Below are 18,167 nucleotides of genomic sequence, written 5' to 3' on the forward strand. Positions count from 1 at the left end.
AGCGGGGGTGGCTTCGGGTTGGGAGAGCGAGACGCTGGTTCTGGCGTAAGCGCGCCGTATAATGCTCCGGTCGCCACTTACATTTATATATTGGTTTAATGGATTGAATATGACTGAACAGCAACCTGTTGCAGTTCTGGGAGGCGGTAGCTTCGGTACCGCCGTGGCGAACCTGCTGGCGGAGAACGGTGTCCCGGTGCGGCAGTGGATGCGCGACCCGGAACAGGCCGAGGCCATGCGCCTGAACCGCGAGAACCCGCGCTACCTCAAGGGCATCCGCCTGCTGGAGGGCGTCGAGCCGGTCAATGACCTGCTGGCCACCCTGCAGGCCTGTGAACTGGTCTTCGTCGCCCTGCCATCCAGCGCCTTGCGCGTCGTGCTGGCGCCCCATGCCGAGCTGTTGCGTGGCAAATGCCTGGTCAGCCTGACCAAGGGCATCGAGGCGCAGAGCTTCAAGCTGATGAGCCAGATCCTCGAAGAGATCGCACCCCAGGCCCGCATCGGTGTGCTCTCAGGGCCGAACCTGGCCCGCGAGATCGCCGAGCATGCCCTGACCGCCACCGTGGTCGCCAGCGAGGACGAGGCGCTCTGCCAGCGCGTGCAGGCCGTCCTGCACGGGCGTACCTTCCGCGTCTACGCCAGTGCCGACCGCTTCGGCGTCGAGCTCGGCGGTGCGCTGAAGAACGTCTATGCGATCATCGCCGGCATGGCCGTGGCCCTGGGCATGGGCGAAAACACCAAGAGCATGCTGATTACCCGCGCCCTGGCGGAAATGACCCGCTTCGCCGTGAGCCTGGGCGCCAACCCCATGACCTTCCTCGGCCTCGCCGGCGTGGGCGACCTGATCGTCACCTGCTCCTCACCCAAGAGCCGCAACTACCAGGTCGGCCATGCCCTGGGCCAGGGCCTGACCCTGGAGCAGGCGGTCAGCCGCCTGGGCGAGGTGGCCGAGGGCGTCAACACCCTCAAGGTGCTCAAGGCCAAGGCCCAGCAGATGCAGGTCTACATGCCGCTGGTGGCGGGGCTGCACGCCATCCTGTTCGAGGGGCGCACGCTGAACCAGGTGATCGAGCACCTGATGCGTGCCGAGCCCAAGACCGATGTCGATTTCATTTCCACCAGCGGTTTCAACTGATCCGGAGCACGACATGAACGACACTGCCAACCGCGCCCAGCGCGAATCGATCATCCTGCGGGTGCTGTGGATGCTGGTTTTCCTGGTGATCTGGCAACTGGCCGAACTGTTGCTCGGTGGCCTGGTGCTGGTCCAGCTGATCTATCGCCTGATCTATGGCGCACCCAGCGCCAGCCTGATGAACTTCGGCGACAGCCTGAGCCAGTACCTGGCGCAGATTGGCCGCTTCGGCACCTTCCACAGCGACCAGAAACCCTGGCCGTTCGCCGACTGGCCGGCGCCACGCGCCCCTGAGGGCGAGACGCCGCATGCGGTGGCGCCGGCGGCGCATCCGGTACGCGACGAGGAGCCGAAGCTGTGAAGGTCTGGGTGCTGCGCCATGGCGAGGCCGAGCCGCGTGCCAACAGCGATGCCGAGCGGCGCCTGACCGCCCACGGCCGCGAGCAGGTCCTGCGCAGCGCTGCACGCCTACTGGGCCAGCCACTGCAGGCGATCCTTGCCAGCCCCTACGTGCGGGCGCAGCAGACCGCGGCGCTGGTGCACGAGGCCCTCGGTTTCGCCGAGCCGGTGCGCACCGTGCCCTGGCTCACGTCCGACCACGATGCCGGGCAGGTGATCGGCGAGCTGGAGCGCCTGGGGCTGGAGCAGGTGCTGCTGGTCAGCCACCAGCCGCTGGTGGGGACTTTGGTTGGCCTGTTGGAGCATGGCCATGGCCAGCAGCCGGCGCCGATGAGCACTGCCAGCCTGGCCGAGCTGGAGGGGGACTGGCCGCTGGCGGGGGTGATGACGTTGCGTGGCCTGTATCATCCTGGTTGAGGCTTGGCTATAGCGGCCCCAGCATTTGCCAAACCCAGCGCTGTAGAAGGGGTAGACCCTAAAGCGCGCTGGCGGTCCAGGCCGCAAATGACCTGATCGTCATGGGCGATGACCTTTCCGAACGTTGCCGCCCCGGCGCACCTTGCCGACAATGGGCCATCATCCCCCACGCGGACCCGGCGGTCATGTCGCAGCAGATCTTCTTCGCCCACGCCAACGGCTTCCCTTCGGCCACTTACGGCAAGCTGTTCGCTGCCCTGGCGCCGGACTACCAGGTCCGGCACCTGGCGCAGCATGCCCACGACCCGCGCTTCCCGGTGAACGACAACTGGCAGAACCTGGTCGACGAACTGCTGCACCACCTGGCCCGCCAGGACCAGCCGGTATGGGGTGTCGGGCATTCCCTCGGCGGGGTGCTGCACCTGCATGCCGCCCTGCGTTGCCCACAGTACTACCGCGGCGTGGTGATGCTCGACTCGCCAGTGCTGACCCGCGCTGACCAGTGGCTGATCCGCGCAGCCAAGCGCTTCGGTTTCATCGACCGGATCACCCCGGCCGGCCGTACCCTGGGCCGACGCGAGGCCTTCGCCGACCGTGAGAGCGCACGGGCCTACTTCGCCAGCAAGACATTGTTCCGGCACTTCGATCCCGAGTGCTTGGAGGCCTACCTGGAGCATGGCCTGCAGGCTGGCCAGGAGGGGCTGCACCTGCGCTTCGACCCCGCCACGGAGATCCGTATCTACCGCAGCATCCCCCATGTCAGCCCGGCACCGGCGCGTCAGTTGCAGGTGCCGTTGGCGATGGTCCGTGGCGATCGCAGCCGAGTGATCCGCCGCCATCACGCCCTGGCGGTGCGGGGCATGCCACGGGGCGAGTACCATTGTGTGCCGGGTGGGCACATGTTCCCGCTGGAGCGGCCAGACGATACCGCCAGCCTGATCAAGGGGCTGTTCGACCGCTGGAGCCAGGCATGAGCGCCCAGGTCGAGGAGATCCGCCTGAGCCTGGGCCATATCGAACTGGCGGCGCACCTGTTCGGCCCGGCCGATGGCGTGCCGGTGATCGCCCTGCATGGCTGGCTGGACAACGCCAACAGCTTCGTCCGCCTGGCGCCACGGTTGAAGGGCCTGCGCATCGTCGCCCTGGACCTGGCCGGGCACGGCTACTCCGAGCATCGTCCGCCCGGCGCCGGCTACGCCCTGGCCGACTATGCCCATGACGTGCTGCGGGTTGCCGAGCAACTGGGCTGGCCGCGTTTCGGCCTGCTCGGGCATTCGCTGGGGGCGATCATCTCGGTGCAGCTGGCCGGCGCCTTGCCGGAGCGGGTCAGCCACCTGGCGTTGATCGATGGCGTCCTCCCGCCCACGGCGGACGAGCAGGGCGCCGCCGAACGCCTGGGGATGGCGCTGCAGGCGCAACTGCGCCTGGAGGGCAAGCGCAAGTCGGTCTACGCGACCCTGGAAGAGGGTGTGCAGGCGCGGATGAAGGGCATGGTCGCGGTCAGCCGTGAAGCCGCCGAACTGCTCGCCCAGCGCGGCCTGATGCCGGTGCCGGGCGGCTACAGCTGGCGCAGCGACAGCCGCTTGACCTTGCCGTCGGCGGTGCGTTTGAACCACGCCCAGGCCATGGCCTTCGTGCAGCGGGTCAGTTGCCCGGTCTGCCTGGTGGTGGCCGCTGACGGCATGCTCGCTCGCCACACGGCGTTGCTGGAGCAGCTACCCTTTGAGCAGGCCATGCTACCCGGGGGCCATCACCTGCACCTGAACGACGAACAGGGGGCAGCCCTTGTTGCAGACTGTTTCAATCGCTTCTTCGGCTTTTCTTGACTTGCACCGGACAAGTGTCGAGGCTTGGCGGGTTGAACAGGGAGACAACCATACATGCCAGACATCCATGAGCTTTTCACCGGCGCCGCCTGCGGCAAGGGTGGCCGATGAGCGCGCGTGCACCCATTCGTACCTTCATCGTCGGCTGCCTGGGCTTCGCCAGCCCACTGCTGTGGGCCGCTAGCCTGCCGGTACCGGTGGATGCCAAGGTGGTCGACCAGCGCCCGGCGGTGGAGCAGGAGCGGGTCTACCCCATGGGAGGACTGCGCAGGATCAGTGGGCGGCTGCGGGTCGAGGAGAAGGTCGAGAGCCGTGGCCTGGTCAGTTCCGTCACCTACGAGCTGCCTGTCGAGCGCACCGCCCGCGAGGCGTTCACCAGTGCCCGCGAAGCCCTGCAGCGCGAGGGCGGCTATCCGCTGTTCTGGTGCCAGGGGCGTGACTGCGGCGAGGCCAGCCTGTGGGCCAACCAGGTGTTCGGCAATGCTCGCCTCAACGGCGGCGACGAGCAGCAGGCGTTCATCCTCCTGCGTCGCTCCGCCGAAGAGGCCGATACCCTGGTCGCGCTCTACAGCGTGACCCGTGGCAACCGCCGGGCCTACCTGCATGTCGAGGAGTTCGTCGCCAGCAGCCCGCTGGGCGAACTGCTGCCGACCCCAGCCACGGTGCTGCGCGAACTGCGCGACACCGGCAAGCTGGACTACCCTGATCTTGCCTCCCCGCAACCGGCCTGGGTGGCCTTGCTCGGGCGCAGCCTGAACCTGGACAGCACCCTGCGCGCCAGCCTCAGCGGCAGCGAGGCCGAGGCCTGGCGCGAGGAGCTGGTCAAGGCCGGCGTGCGCAGCGCCCGCCTGGAGGTGGGGGAGGCGACGACGACCGGGCTGCACCTGGAACTGATCCGTTGAGTGAGCGCCGGCATGGCCAACAATGACCGCCTGTTGATCCAGATCCTCCTGCTGGCCTTGCTGGGCGCCGGCCTGTGGGTGATGGCACCGTTCATCTCGGCGCTGCTCTGGGGCGCCATCCTGGCGTTCGCCAGCTGGCCGCTGATGCGTCTGCTCACCCGGGCGCTGGGTGGGCGCGAAACCCTTGCCGCCAGCCTGTTGACGGCGGTGTGGATTCTCGTGGTGGCCTTGCCCCTGGTGTGGCTGGGTTTCAACCTGGCCGACCATATCCGCGATGCCACCGCCTTCGTGCGGGACGTGCAGGTCGACGGCCTGCCTGATGCACCGGCCTGGCTGGGCAGTATCCCCTTCGTCGGCGAGCGCCTGGTCGGTTGGTGGGAGTCCCTCGACCAGCAAGGCGCGGCCCTGCTGGCCTCGGCCAAGCCCTACCTGGGCCAGGTGGGTAACTGGTTGCTGGCGCGCAGTGCGCAGATCGGCAGCGGTGTCCTCGAGCTGACCTTGAGCCTGGTCTTCGTGTTCTTCTTCTACCGTGACGGCCCGCGCCTGGCGGCCTTCGTCCTGCGCCTGCTGCAGCGGCTGATGGGCGAGCGCGCCGAGTACTACCTCGACCTGGTGGCCGCCACGGTGCAACGGGTGGTCAACGGCGTGATCGGCACCGCCGCGGCCCAGGGCCTGCTGGCGATGATCGGTTTCCTGATCGCCGGCGTGCCGGGGGCCATCGTCCTTGGCCTGGTCACCTTCATGCTCAGCCTGATCCCCATGGGCCCGCCGCTGGCCTGGATCCCCGCCACAGCCTGGCTGGCGTGGAAGGGCGAGTACGGCATGGCGGTGTTCCTCGGGATCTGGGGCACCTTCATCATCAGCGGCGTGGACAACGTACTCAAGCCGTACCTGATCAGCCGTGGCGGCAACCTGCCGCTGGTGATCGTCCTGCTCGGCGTCTTCGGCGGCTTGATCGCCTTCGGTTTCATCGGCCTGTTCATCGGCCCGACCCTGTTGGCGGTGGGCTACAGCCTGCTGCTCGACTGGAGTCGCAACGTTGGGCAGCAAACACCGCAACGGTAAGCGGCAAGCTGCAAGAAAAAGCGAGACCGAGTGAGCAACACGATCCGCTTTTGCTTGCAGCTTGAGGCTTGCGGCTCTGAACTGCGCCGAAACCTTTACGCATTCTTTATGCCCTGAGACCCGCTCCGGCCTCGTTCCTTTACGCCCCGTTCTTCGACAATTTCCCTGAAGCGGCCGACGCCGCAAGAAGGGGAGATTCGCATGAACAGGCTCGATGAGGTGTCGCTGCTCCTGGCAGTGGCGTTGGCGGTGTACCTGCTGGTGGCGCTGCTGCGCGCCGATCGCGGCTAGGGGGCGGCCATGCACGGTCATGACTTCGCATTGCTGCTGGCCTTCTTCGCCATCGTGCTGCTGCCAGCGCCCTGGCTTGGGCGTTTCTACTACAAGGTGATGGAAGGCCAGCGCACCTGGCTGTCGCCGATCCTCGGCCCGTTGGAGCGGGCCTGTTACCGCTTGGCCGGGGTGCGTGCCGACCAGGAGCAGAACTGGAAGCAGTACGCCCTGGCCCTGCTGACCTTCAACCTGGTCGGCTTCGTGCTGTTGTTCGCCTTGTTGTCGCTGCAGGGCCACCTGCCGCTCAACCCGCAGCACCTGCCCGGCCAGGAGTGGTCGCTGGCGTTCAACACCGCGGTGAGCTTCGTCACCAACACCAACTGGCAGGCCTACAGTGGCGAGGCGTCGCTCAGCTACCTGAGCCAGATGCTCGGCCTGACCGTGCAGAACTTCGTCAGCGCGGCTACCGGCCTTGCCGTGCTGGTCGCCTTGTGCCGGGGGATCACCCGGCGTTCGGCTTCGACCCTGGGCAACTTCTGGGTCGACATGACCCGCGCCACCCTCTATGGCCTGCTGCCGTTGTGCCTGCTGCTGGCACTGGCGCTGGTCTGGCAGGGCGTACCGCAGACCTTCGCCGACGCTGTTCAGGCCATGACCTTGCAAGGTCATGAGCAGACCATCCCCCTGGGGCCAGCCGCCAGCCAGATCGCCATCAAGCAGTTGGGTACCAACGGTGGTGGCTTCTTCGGCAGCAATTCGGCACATCCCTTCGAGAACCCCACGGCCTGGAGCAACCTGTTCGAGGTGGCCTCGATCATCCTCATCCCTGTGGCCCTGGTCTTCATGTTCGGCCACTACGTCAAGGACCTGCGCCAAAGCCGGGCGATCCTCGCCTGCATGCTCGCTCTGTTCCTGATGGGCAGCAGCGTCGCGCTGTGGTCCGAGCACCAGCCCAACCCGGCCCTGGACAGCGTCCAGGTGCAGCAGGAGGCACCGCTGGAAGGCAAGGAAAGCCGCGTCGGCATCACCGGCTCGGTACTCTGGACAGTGACCACCACCGCGGCTTCCAACGGCTCGGTCAACGCCATGCACGACAGCCTCAACCCGCTCACCGGCCTGGTGGCCATGCTCGACATGATGGTCGGCGAGGTGATCTTCGGCGGTGTCGGCGCAGGGCTGTACGGCATGTTGCTGTTCGTGTTGATCACGGTGTTCCTGGCCGGGCTGATGATCGGCCGCACGCCGGAGTACCTGGGCAAGAAGCTGCAGGCCCGCGAGGTGCAATTGCTGGTGGCGAGCCTGCTGGTGATGCCGGTCGGCGTGCTGGTGCTGGGGGCGATCGCGGCGAGCGCGCCGAGCGCTGCCGGTGCGGTTAGCAACCCGGGCGCCCATGGCTTCAGCCAACTGCTGTATGCCTACACCTCCGGCACCGCCAACAACGGCTCGGCCTTCGCTGGCTTCGGCGCCAACACGGTCTTCCACAACCTGATGATCGGCCTGGCCATGCTCATCGGCCGCTTCGGCTACATCCTGCCGGTACTGGCCCTGGCCGGTAGCCTGGCGGCGAAGACGAGCGCGCCCCAGGGGCTGAACAGCTTCCCCACCCATGGCCCGCTGTTCGCCACCCTGCTGTTGCTGACCATCCTGCTGGTGGGCGGCCTGACCTTCCTGCCAACCCTGGCCCTTGGGCCGATCGCCGAACACCTGAGCCTTGGTTTATGAGGAACGCACCATGAACATGCCCATTTCTGAAGTGAAAGCGCAGCGTGGCGGGGCGGATCACACCCGTTTTTCCGCGCTCTGGCGCCCGGCCCTGGTGCAGGCGTTTCTCAAACTCGACCCCCGCCAGCTCAAGCGCTCGCCGGTGATGTTGGTGGTGGCCCTGACGGCCACCCTCACCAGCGTACTGTGCGCCGTGCCTGGCAGCGGTGTCGGTACTGGCGTGGCGCTGCAGATCACCCTGTGGCTGTGGTTCACGGTATTGTTCGCCAACTTCGCCGAGGCGCTGGCCGAAGGCCGTGGCAGGGCCCGTGCCGACAGCCTCAAGGCGGGCAGCCAGGGCATGAGTGCCCGGCGCCGCACCGCCAGCGGCGATTTCGAACAGGTATCGGCCAGCGAATTGCGCAAGGACGATGTGGTCAAGGTGCTGGCCGGTGAGCTGATCCCCGGCGATGGCGAAGTGCTCGAGGGCATCGCCGCGGTCAACGAGGCCGCCATCACCGGCGAGTCCGCCCCGGTGATCCGCGAGTCCGGGGGCGACCGCTCGGCGGTGACCGGCAACACCCGCCTGGTTTCCGACTGGCTGCTGGTGCGCATCACCAGCAACCCCGGCGAGTCGACCCTGGACCGCATGATCGCCCTGGTCGAAGGTGCCAAGCGGCAGAAGACGCCCAACGAGATCGCCCTGGACATTCTGCTGATCGGCCTCACCCTGATCTTTCTGATCGTGGTGGTGACCCTGCAGCCATTCGCGCATTTCGCCGGCGGCAGCCTGCCGCTGATCTTCCTCGCCGCCTTGTTGGTGACTTTGATACCGACCACGATCGGCGGCCTGCTCTCGGCCATCGGCATCGCCGGCATGGACCGCCTGGTCCGGTTGAACGTCATCGCCCGTTCCGGCCGCGCCGTGGAGGCCGCCGGCGACGTGCACACGCTGATGCTCGACAAGACTGGCACCATCACCTTCGGCAACCGCCGTTGCAGTGCCGTGCACCCCGCGCCGGGCGTCAGCGCCCGCGAGCTGGGGGAGGGTGCCTTGCTCGCCTCGCTGGCCGACGACACCGCCGAGGGCAAGTCGATCGTCGAGTACCTGCGCCAGCGGCAGGACGTGATCGAGCCGCCTGGCGAGCAGCCGTTCGAACCGATCGCCTTCAGCGCCGAAACCCGCCTGTCGGGCGTCGATTTCCAGCAGCGCCGCTATCGCAAGGGCGCCGTCGACGCGGTACTGGCCTTCGTGGGTTTGCCACGCGAGGAAATGCCGGTGCCCCTGGCCCGTGAAATCGAGCGCATCGCCCAGGGTGGCGGTACGCCGTTGCTGGTCTGCCTCGACACGCGCCTGTTGGGGGTGATCCACCTCAAGGATGTGGTCAAGCCCGGTATCCGCGAGCGCTTCGCCGAGTTGCGCAAACTTGGCATCCGTACCGTGATGGTGACGGGCGACAACCCGCTGACTGCCGCCGCCATCGCAGCCGAGGCGGGCGTGGACGATGTGCTGGCCGAGGCCACGCCGGAGAAGAAGCTGGCGCGCATCCGCCAGGAGCAGAACGAAGGCCGTCTGGTAGCCATGTGCGGCGACGGCGCCAACGACGCCCCGGCACTGGCCCAGGCCGATGTCGGCATGGCCATGAACGATGGCACCCAGGCAGCCCGCGAGGCGGCCAACATGGTCGACCTGGACAGCGACCCGACCAAGCTGCTGGATGTGGTCCAGGTGGGCAAGGAGCTGCTGGTTACCCGCGGCGCGCTGACCACCTTCTCCATCGCCAACGACGTGGCCAAGTACTTCGCCATCCTGCCGGCGCTGTTCGCCTCGATCCACCCACAACTGGGCGTGCTCAACCTGATGCACCTGGCCAGCCCACGGAGCGCGATCCTCTCGGCGATCGTGTTCAACGCGCTGATCATCATCGTGCTGATCCCGCTGGCCCTGCGCGGTGTGCGGGTACAGGCGGCGAGCGCGGCGCACCTGTTGCGGCGCAACCTGCTGATCTACGGCATGGGTGGGATCATCGTGCCGTTCGCCGGCATCAAGCTGATCGACCTCTTGCTCAATGCCTTGCACCTGGTTTGAAGGAGATGAACATGAACCCTTGTGTACGCCCAGCCGTGAGCCTGATCCTGCTGATGAGCCTGGTCACCGGCGTGCTCTACCCCTTGCTGGTGACCGGCATCGCCCAGGCCGCCTTCCCCGGGCAAGCCAACGGCAGCCTGGTCCGCGACGAGCAGGGCCGGGTGCGCGGTTCGCTGCTGATCGCCCAGGGTTTCACGGGGGATGCCTGGTTCCAGGCACGCCCTTCGGCGGCCGGCTATGCCACGCTCCCCAGCGGTGCCAGCAACCTGTCGCCCAGCAACCCAGCACTGGCCGAGCGGGTCCGGGCCGATGCCGGTGCGCTGTACCAGGCGCAGCAGGGGCCGGTGCCCCTGGCGCTGCTGACCACCTCCGGCAGCGGCCTGGACCCGCACCTGCCGCCCGAGGCGATCGCCTACCAACTCCCTCGTGTGGCGGCGGCGCGCCAGGTTGCGGTGGAGCGCTTGCAAGTGCTGGTGGATGAGGCCACCCTGCAGCCATTGGTCGGCCCGCCGGTGGTCAACGTGCTGGCTCTGAACCAGGCCTTGGAACGCCTGGCGCCAGTTGGCGACAATGCCGGACGTTGATGTTGGGGCCGCGAAGCAGGCCCAGGACTCCTGATCGCCGTACACGTAAAGGATGCAACATGAGTGATTCCGCCCGCGCCGATGCGCTGCTGGCGAGCCTGCCGCGCGAGGGGCGCGGCAAGCTCAAGGTGTTTCTCGGGGCCGCGCCCGGTGTGGGCAAGACCTACGCCATGCTGCAGGCTGCACATGCCCAGCAGCGCCAGGGGGTACGGGTGCTGGCCGGGGTCGTCGAGACCCACGGCCGCGCCGAGACCGAGGCGCTGCTCGGCGGCCTGGCGCAGCAACCCTTGCTACGCAGCGAATACCGTGGGGTGATCCTCGAGGAAATGGATCTGGACGGCTTGCTCGAGGTCGCTCCCTCCCTCGTGTTGGTCGATGAACTGGCGCACACCAATGCCCCGGGCAGCCGTCATGCCAAGCGCTGGCAGGATGTCCAGGAGTTGCTGGGCAGCGGCATCGACGTGTACACCACGGTCAACGTCCAGCACCTGGAGAGCCTCAACGACAAGGTGCGCGACATCACCGGCGTGCAGGTGCGCGAGACCGTACCGGACTGGGTCCTGCAGGAGGCCTTCGAGCTGGTGCTGATCGACCTGCCGCCGCGCGAGCTGCTCGAGCGCTTGCGCGAGGGCAAGGTCTATGTGCCGGAGCAGGCGCGGGCGGCGATCGATGCCTTCTTCTCCCAGACCAACCTCACCGCCCTGCGCGAACTGGCCATGCAAACCGCCGCGGCCCAGGTCGATGCCGACCTGGCCCACGGCTATCGCCAGCGTGGCCAGGAGGCACCGGCCCTGCGCGGGCGTCTGCTGGTCGGTGTCGACAGCGACGACCAGGCCGAGCGCCTGGTGCGCCATGCCAGCCGGGTGGCGCAACGCCGCCACCTGCCCTGGAGCATGGTCCATGTGGACAGCGGCCGCCTGCGCGACGAAACCGCGCGCCAGTGCTTGCAGGCGGCCCAGCAACTGGCCGAACGCCTGGGGGGCGAGGTGGTGGTGCTGCGTGGGGGCGAAGTGGCGCGAACCCTCATCCAGCATGCCACCGAGCGTCGGGCCAGCCTGGTGTTGGTGGGGCAATCCCGCAATCGCCTGCGACGACGCTTCTTCGGGGCCGGTGTGGCAGCGCGCTTGTTGCGCGAAAGCCATGGCCTGGAGATCAACGTGCTCGACCGCGATGAACAACCGCAGCCGGTGCGGGTGGCGGTCAAACGGGTCTGGGCCTGGCGTCACTACGTGCTGGCGCTACTGGCCACCGCGCTGGCCTCTGGCCTGGCGTGGGCGGTGTCGAGCGTGCTGGCCTTGCCCAACATTTCCCTGGTGTTCCTCGCCGCGGTGCTGATGGTGGCGGTGCGCAGCAGCCTGGGCCCGGCCCTGGTGTGCGCGGCGCTGTCGTTCCTGGCCTACGCCTTCTTGTTCATTCCACCGAACTTCTCCTTGAGCATCCAGCGCGAAGAGGACGTGCTGACCTTGATGTTCTTCCTGTTCATGGCCGCGCTGACCGGCAACCTGGCCACGCGCCAGCGCCGCCAGTTGCAGGCCCTGCGCGAAACCCAGGCCGAGACCAGCCAATTGCTCGAGCTGTCGCGGCGATTGACCGTGGCCACCGACCGCCAGGCGGTCTTCAACGCCGCCGGCCAGCACTTGGGCGGCTGGCAGGACGTGCAGGTGTGCCTGTTGGAGCGCGACGGCGAAGGATTGCTGCGGGTAGCCGGCGGCCAGGCGTCGTCATTCACCGACAACGAACGCGCCGCTGCCGAGTGGGCCTGGCAGCATGGCCAGGCCGCCGGCCATGGCAGCGACACCTTGCCCCATGGCCGCTGGTGGTGGTGGCCGTTGTCGGTGGAGGCGCAGCCGTTGGCCCTGCTCGGCGTGCTGCCGCGTTCCGGCGAACCGTTGAGCGCCCAGCGCCGGCGACTGCTCATGGCCCTTGGCGAGCCGCTGGCCCAGGCGCTGGCGCGGGCCAGGCTGGCCGAGCAGCTGGAGGCGGCGCGGCTGCAGGGCGAAACCGAGCAACTGCGCAGCGCCTTGCTGGCCTCCGTCTCCCACGACCTGCGCACGCCCCTGACGGCCATGCGCGGCAGTATCGACAGCCTGCTCGCCCTGGGTGACGCGATCTCCCCCGATGACCGCCGGGACTTGCTGGAAGGCACTCGCAACGAGGCCGAGCGCCTGGACCGCTACATCCAGAACCTGCTGGACATGACCCGCCTGGGCCATGGCGGCCTGAAGCTCGCCCGTGACTGGGTCGCACCGGCGGACATCGTCGGCAGCGCACTGAATCGCCTGCGTGTGGTGCTGGCGCCGTTGCGCGTGCACACCGAGGTGCCCGCCGAGCTGCCGTTGCTGTTCGTGCACGCGGCGTTGATCGAGCAGGCGCTGGTCAACGTGCTGGAGAATGCCGCGCGCTTCTCGCCGGCCAAGGGGCGCCTGGAGCTGCGGGTCACGACGCAGGACGAGCAGTTGTGTTTCGCTGTCAGCGACCAGGGGCCGGGCATCCCGGCGGCCGAGCGGGAAAAGATCTTCGACATGTTCTACACCGCGGCGCGTGGTGACCGGGGAGGGCAAGGCACCGGCTTGGGCTTGGCCATCTGCCAAGGCATGATCGGTGCCCATGGCGGGCGGATCCTGGTCGGCGAAGGCATCGATGGCCAGGGCACCTGCATCACTCTATGCTTGCCGTTGCCCACTCAACCTGAGCCTGAACGCGAAACCCCATGAGCCAGCCCGCCACCCTCCTGGTCATCGACGACGAGCCGCAGATCCGCAAGTTCCTGCGTATCAGCCTGGTGTCCCAGGGCTACAAGGTGATCGAAGCCGCCACCGGTGGCGAGGGTTTGGCCCAGGCTGCCCTCGCGCGGCCCGACCTGGTGGTGCTGGACCTGGGGTTGCCGGACATGGACGGCCAGCAGGTCTTGCGCGAGCTACGCGAGTGGAGTGCGGTGCCGGTGATGGTGCTGTCGGTGCGGGCCAGCGAGGTGCAGAAGGTCGATGCCCTGGACGGTGGGGCCAATGACTATGTGACCAAGCCGTTCGGCATCCAGGAGTTCCTTGCGCGCATCCGCGCCTTGCTTCGCCACGCCCCGCAAACCGGTGCCGTGGAGTCGGTAGCGAGCTTCGGCCCGCTGACCGTGGATTTCGCCTACCGCAAAGTGATGCTCGACGGCGTCGAGGTGCCCCTGACCCGCAAGGAGTACGCCTTGCTGGCACAACTGGCGGCGCATCCCGGGCGGGTGATCACCCAGCAGCAACTGCTCAAGGACATCTGGGGGCCGACTCATGTGGACGATACCCACTACCTGCGGATCGTCGTGGCGCATGTGCGGCAGAAGCTCGGCGATGACCCGACCGCGCCACGCTTCATCATCACCGAGGCAGGGGTGGGCTATCGGTTGGTGGCGCCTGGGCAGCCGTGAGGTCCAGGCTGAAGTTGCCTGGCTTCATCGATATACTGCCGCGCAGAGAACATACGGCTGACGAAGGGCCCTGTGGGAGCGGGCTTGCCCGCGATCACCGACAAAGTCGGTGCCATACACCCCGATGCTTATTTCGTGGAGCCCGCACGGTGCCGAAGTGATTTTTGGCCTAGACATGGCTCAGGGTTCTGTTTGCAGGATGACTTCGAGCAGGCCTTGCGGAACAGCCTTGGGGTCGAACCTTCGAGCGGCCAACAGGAAACGTTCGAGCAGCTCATCTTTTTCGAAGCGCGTTCCTGGCGGGCAGGTCAGTGCGGCGTAGGGCGTTTTCATCAAGGGGTGATCGATGAACGGGTTGGCTAGCCCCAAAGAGCGACGCAGGTTGAGGATGGCCAGGATTTCGGCGGGGTAGACCGCTTCGAAGGGGGAGCCGAATTCGAAGTTGCCGGAGTCGAGTTCGCGGGAGGTCAGGGCGATGCGCTCGACATGGGTATCGCAGGCGGCGAGTAGAACGGGAAGCAGTTTCTCGGGATCGGGCTCGCGCCAGTGGGCGACCAGTTGGCCCCAGGCGGGGTCGCGGGGTAGGGCATGTTTGTCGAGGTCGAGTGGTTTGCCGAGCCAGTCGCCGATGATGGTCAGGCCGAAGGCGGCGTAGCGCAGGGTGGTGCCGAGGGGTAAGTCGTGACCGTCACGAACACCGTAGCCGCTCTCAAGGCCTGCGAAAACAACCCGGTGGAAGGGCTCGATCAGACAGAATTGGCCTGTGGCCAATGCACACAACATAATCTCAGTAATACCATCTAGATTGTCGACGCCGACTCTTTTAGTGCTTTTTAAGTCCTGAATTGTAATGCTATCGGACAACAGCATTTTTAAAGATCCAGACGCTAGTAGTCTCTTATGTGCTGAATGATTTTCTTGCAAGGTGAACTGTAGGCTTTTCCCTATTTCGTTCATTCCAGTTCTGAAGATTTCATCACATGCAATCGCAATCGTACCGCCGGAGTCGATGTAGTTTTCTATTCTTTCTGGGTGGAGAGGGAGCGCATCGTTCGCCCAGTCATCGACTTCTTTTAGGCTGATTGCCAAACGGTTTTTTTTCTTGGTCTTCATGTTAATCCCACCTGTTTATCTGAATGCCTGTGCTGTTGCCGGCTAACGTGTTCATTCGACCGGTCGAGTCAAAGAAAACTTGTGCATGGAGATAGGTTGCTCTGTTCGCTCTCAGGGCATCGCTAATGGTTTCTGAGCGAGTCTCGAAATCTGGATAAATTTCTTTTAGTTTTTTTGTGCTCCAGCCTTTTGTCTGCGATTAATCAGGTTCTGTATGCGCGCAGATTTTCGGCTCCCCCATCTTTCTGCGTAGTTAGAAAAGTTGGTGTTTTACTTTTTCCTAGCGTCGTCTTTACCTCGATCACGAGCAACGTTCCTTCTTCAATCCGCATCTCTTCTACCGGCGCCATTCCCTTCAAACCATCGGGCACGGGCAGTGCGCCGTTGCGTACACCCTGGCGCAGCGTTTCTAGACCGGCCATGCTCAGCTTGCCGAGTTCGTTTGCAGCACGGCTTCATAGAGCCCCTCCGGAACAGCCTCGGGGTCGTGCTTTCGAGCAGCCAACAGGAAACGTTCGAGCAGCTCATCTTTTTCGAAGCGCGTTCCTGGCGGGCAGGTCAGTGCGGCGTAGGGCGTTTTCATCAAGGGATGATCGATGAAAGGGTTGGTCAGCCCCAAGGAGCGGCGCAGGTTAAGGATGGCCAGGATTTCGGCGGGATAGACCGCCTCGAAGGGGGAGCCGAATTCGAAGTTGCCGGAGTCGAGTTCGCGGGAGGTCAGGGCGATGCGCTCGACATGGGTATCGCAGGCGGCGAGTAGAACGGGGAGCAGCTTCTCGGGATCGGGCTCGCGCCAGTGGGCGACCAGTTGGCCCCAGGCGGGGTCGCGGGGTAGGGCATGTCTGTCGAGGTCGAGCGGCTTGCCGAGCCAGTCGCCGATGATGGTCAGGCCGAAGGCGGCGTAGCGCAGGGTGGTGCCAATGGGTAAGTTGTGGCCATCACGAACGCCGTAGCCATTTTCAAGTGCGGTGAATATGACTTTACGTATTGGCGCAATCAGTTCGAATTGACCAGTGGCAAGAGCACACAGCATTAGGAGAGTGATATCGTCCAGTACAGCGATGTCTTCGTCTTGAGTTTCCCTCAATCGCTGAATGAGGATCGTATCAGCCACCAGCATTTCGCGGACTGCCCATGCTAGGCTTTTTTGTGCAGCCAAGCCGGAACCATTGGCTGCAAGCAGAAGGCCATTGCCGATATTTATCATTCCGGTAGAGAATAGCTCTCTGCAAGCTCTATAGAGACTTCCAGAGCCTTCGATGTAGTCAGCTATTAGGTGCTCTTTGCTTGGGAAATTGTCAGTAGCCCATGTTGGTGTGTTGGTCAAGCTCCTTTTCAGGCGCATGGGGATGTCTGTGCTCATGTTAGTTCCAGTTGTTTAGTTGAATATTTGTAGTATTCGCTGATAGGCCGCTTAAGGTGCCTTTGCTGTCAAAGAATATTTGCGCATGTATGTATTTGATTTTTTCTCTTCAAGGGCGTTGTCTATGGCTGCTAACTTGGAGGTGAGGGTGGGGTCTATATTTGTTAAGTGGGATGGATTCCAATCTTGGGCTTTATTGTGTATGAGGTGCTGAATGCGCTTGATGTTGATACTCCCCCCATTTTGTTGGGTTTTGAGAAACCCAGGCGTCTTGCTTTTCCCCAGCGTCGTCTTCACCTCGATCACCAACAACGTTCCTTCTTCAAACCGCATCTCTTCCACCGGCGCCACCCCTTCAATCCATCGATGTGATGGCGCATTTCATTGGTCGTCGGATTCCTCACTCAGCTTGCCGTGTTCGTTTGCAGCACGGCTTCATAGAGACCCTCCGGAACAGCCTCGGGATCGTATTTTCGAGCGGCCAACAGGAAACGTTCGAGCAGCTCATCTTTTTCGAAGCGCGTTTCTGGTGGGCAGGTCAGTGCAGCGTAGGGCGTTTTCATCAAGGGATGATCGATGAAAGGGTTGGCCAGATCCAAAGAGCGGCGTAGGTTGAGGATGGCCAGGATTTCAGCGGGGTAGACCGCCTCGAAAGGGGAGCCGAATTCGAAGTTGCCGGAGTCGAGTTCGCGGGAGGTCAGGGCGATGCGCTCGACATGGGTATCGCAGGCGGTGAGTAGAACGGGAAGCAGTTTCTCGGGATTGGGTTCGCGCCAGTGGGCGACCAGTTGGCCCCAGGCGGGATCGCGGGGTAGGGCATGTTTGTCGAGGTCGAGCGGCTTGCCGAGCCAGTTGCCGATGATAGCCAGGCCGAAGGCGGCGAAGCGTAGGCTGGTGCCGATGGGTAAGTTGTGACCGTCACGAACGCCGTAGCCGTTCTCAAGGCCAGCGAAAACAGCCCGGTGGAAGGGCTCGATCAGACTGAATTGGCCTGTGGCTAATGCACACAGCATTATGTGAGTAATGCCATCTAAATCGTCAAAGCTTATATTTCGAGTGCCTTGTAGCCTCTTGATTAGTATCGAATCGGCGGCCACTAATATTCTGGTGCCCGCGGCTATCTGCTTTGTTGATGTTGTTATGGATGAGTTTGAGAGCGTTTGAAAAGCTTTTCCGATCTGGTTCATGCCAAGCATGAAAAATTCGTCGGCCGCAATTCCGACGGAACCGCCGCGCTCTACGTAGGTTGTAATGTTATTGATATCTTGGGGAAGCTCACTAAGTGCCCAGGAATGGATTGTATTTAGGCTTTTTGTAAGGCGTGCTTGTGGTTTTTTAGTCATGTGAAGTCCATTTGTTGAGTTGGATTCCAGTTGCATTTCCTGTCAGGGGGTTTGGTTGTCCCTTGGTGTTAAAAAATACTTGTGCGTGTATATATGAAATTTTGTTATCAATTAATTTTTCACGTATTTTTTTTAGCTTGAAAGCAAAGGCGGGGTCGGCTTTCATTAATGTCTCTACTTTCCATCCTTGGCGCTGCTTACTTATTAATTTTTTGATACGTTGCAGATTCTCAGCGCCTCCTACCGCTTGGGTCTTCAGAAATCCAGGCGTTTTGCTTTTCCCCAGGGTCGTCTTCACCTCGATCACCAACAACGTTCCTTCTTCAAACCGCATCTCTTCCACCGGCGCCGTTCCCTTCAAACCATCGATGTGATGACGCATAGCCTGGGTAGTCGGATTCCTCACCTTCATCGACGGTGGCGGCGGCACATACACCAACATGTCGATCCCATGGTCGCTCTTGTTCTTCAGCCCGAAACGGCTGGGAATGGCAGGGTCGGTGCTGTAGCCGAGGATGTTCTGCGGCCTGACGTTCCAGTGCTTGACCA

The 18,167-nt window shown here is 64.2% G+C and carries 18 protein-coding genes and 1 pseudogene; 13 read left to right on the forward strand and 6 right to left on the reverse strand.

Going from position 1 to position 18,167, the window contains the following annotated elements:
• The first annotated feature begins 109 nt into the window (after positions 1–109).
• From WCE05_RS15765 to WCE05_RS15825, 13 genes are all read left to right on the forward strand, one after another.
• Complete coding sequence (locus WCE05_RS15765; protein WP_225790401.1) at positions 110–1,135, forward strand: NAD(P)H-dependent glycerol-3-phosphate dehydrogenase; 1,026 nt, start codon at positions 110–112, stop codon at positions 1,133–1,135.
• A gap of 13 nt (positions 1,136–1,148) precedes the next feature.
• Positions 1,149–1,496, forward strand: a complete 348-nt coding sequence (locus WCE05_RS15770; protein WP_225790402.1) for a DUF4389 domain-containing protein — start codon at positions 1,149–1,151, stop codon at positions 1,494–1,496.
• Complete coding sequence (gene sixA, locus WCE05_RS15775) at positions 1,493–1,951, forward strand: phosphohistidine phosphatase SixA (RefSeq protein ID WP_253081567.1); 459 nt, start codon at positions 1,493–1,495, stop codon at positions 1,949–1,951. Before WCE05_RS15770 ends, sixA begins: the two co-directional genes overlap by 4 nt.
• A 185-nt stretch (positions 1,952–2,136) precedes the next feature.
• Positions 2,137–2,925: an alpha/beta fold hydrolase gene (locus WCE05_RS15780; protein WP_225790420.1), complete on the forward strand. Its 789-nt coding sequence runs from the start codon at positions 2,137–2,139 to the stop codon at positions 2,923–2,925.
• Entirely contained in the window at positions 2,922–3,776 is an 855-nt protein-coding gene (locus WCE05_RS15785) for an alpha/beta hydrolase (protein ID WP_225790404.1), read from the forward strand. Before WCE05_RS15780 ends, WCE05_RS15785 begins: the two co-directional genes overlap by 4 nt.
• A gap of 107 nt (positions 3,777–3,883) precedes the next feature.
• Positions 3,884–4,678 carry a DUF4892 domain-containing protein gene (locus WCE05_RS15790; RefSeq protein WP_225790405.1) on the forward strand — a complete coding sequence of 265 codons (795 nt, stop codon included), beginning with the start codon at positions 3,884–3,886 and terminating at the stop codon, positions 4,676–4,678.
• A 12-nt stretch (positions 4,679–4,690) separates the two neighbouring features.
• On the forward strand, positions 4,691–5,743 hold the full coding sequence (locus tag WCE05_RS15795; protein WP_253168390.1) for an AI-2E family transporter: 1,053 nt from the start codon (positions 4,691–4,693) through the stop codon (positions 5,741–5,743).
• Positions 5,744–5,944: 201 nt separating this feature from the next.
• A complete protein-coding gene (gene kdpF / locus WCE05_RS15800; RefSeq protein WP_225790407.1) occupies positions 5,945–6,034 on the forward strand; it encodes a K(+)-transporting ATPase subunit F in 90 nt (29 codons plus the stop codon).
• A gap of 9 nt (positions 6,035–6,043) precedes the next feature.
• Positions 6,044–7,738 (forward strand): potassium-transporting ATPase subunit KdpA, encoded by a 1,695-nt coding sequence (gene kdpA, locus WCE05_RS15805; protein WP_368816156.1) that lies wholly within the window; start codon positions 6,044–6,046, stop codon positions 7,736–7,738.
• A gap of 10 nt (positions 7,739–7,748) precedes the next feature.
• Positions 7,749–9,806 carry a potassium-transporting ATPase subunit KdpB gene (gene kdpB, locus WCE05_RS15810; RefSeq protein WP_253090998.1) on the forward strand — a complete coding sequence of 686 codons (2,058 nt, stop codon included), beginning with the start codon at positions 7,749–7,751 and terminating at the stop codon, positions 9,804–9,806.
• 11 nt (positions 9,807–9,817) lie between these two features.
• Positions 9,818–10,390, forward strand: coding sequence for a potassium-transporting ATPase subunit KdpC (gene kdpC / locus WCE05_RS15815; protein WP_225790410.1), 573 nt, complete (start codon positions 9,818–9,820; stop codon positions 10,388–10,390).
• A 59-nt stretch (positions 10,391–10,449) separates the two neighbouring features.
• Positions 10,450–13,104, forward strand: coding sequence for a sensor histidine kinase KdpD (locus WCE05_RS15820; protein ID WP_253090997.1), 2,655 nt, complete (start codon positions 10,450–10,452; stop codon positions 13,102–13,104).
• Positions 13,101–13,799: a response regulator gene (locus tag WCE05_RS15825; RefSeq protein ID WP_368816157.1), complete on the forward strand. Its 699-nt coding sequence runs from the start codon at positions 13,101–13,103 to the stop codon at positions 13,797–13,799. The genes WCE05_RS15820 and WCE05_RS15825 overlap by 4 nt, the downstream gene beginning before the upstream one ends.
• A 180-nt stretch (positions 13,800–13,979) precedes the next feature.
• On the opposite strand, the gene WCE05_RS15830 is transcribed toward WCE05_RS15825, so the two are convergent.
• The 6 genes and pseudogenes from WCE05_RS15830 to WCE05_RS15855 all read right to left on the reverse strand — a co-directional run.
• On the reverse strand, positions 13,980–14,912 hold the full coding sequence (locus WCE05_RS15830) for a hypothetical protein (RefSeq protein ID WP_368816158.1): 933 nt from the start codon (positions 14,910–14,912) through the stop codon (positions 13,980–13,982).
• Positions 14,913–15,115: 203 nt separating this feature from the next.
• Complete coding sequence (locus tag WCE05_RS15835) at positions 15,116–15,334, reverse strand: hypothetical protein (protein WP_368816159.1); 219 nt, start codon at positions 15,332–15,334, stop codon at positions 15,116–15,118.
• 2 nt (positions 15,335–15,336) lie between these two features.
• Complete coding sequence (locus WCE05_RS15840; protein WP_368816160.1) at positions 15,337–16,275, reverse strand: hypothetical protein; 939 nt, start codon at positions 16,273–16,275, stop codon at positions 15,337–15,339.
• A 51-nt stretch (positions 16,276–16,326) separates the two neighbouring features.
• Positions 16,327–16,626, reverse strand: a complete 300-nt coding sequence (locus WCE05_RS15845; RefSeq protein WP_368816161.1) for a hypothetical protein — start codon at positions 16,624–16,626, stop codon at positions 16,327–16,329.
• Positions 16,627–16,679: 53 nt separating this feature from the next.
• Complete coding sequence (locus tag WCE05_RS15850; RefSeq protein ID WP_368816162.1) at positions 16,680–17,618, reverse strand: hypothetical protein; 939 nt, start codon at positions 17,616–17,618, stop codon at positions 16,680–16,682.
• Positions 17,611–18,167, reverse strand: a pseudogene (locus tag WCE05_RS15855) (hypothetical protein); the annotation flags it as partial. The pseudogene WCE05_RS15855 and the gene WCE05_RS15850, both read right to left, overlap by 8 nt.

The sequence above is a fragment of the Pseudomonas sp. I2 genome (assembly GCF_040984075.1).
GTDB classification, from domain to species: Bacteria; Pseudomonadota; Gammaproteobacteria; order Pseudomonadales; family Pseudomonadaceae; genus Aquipseudomonas; species Aquipseudomonas guariconensis_B.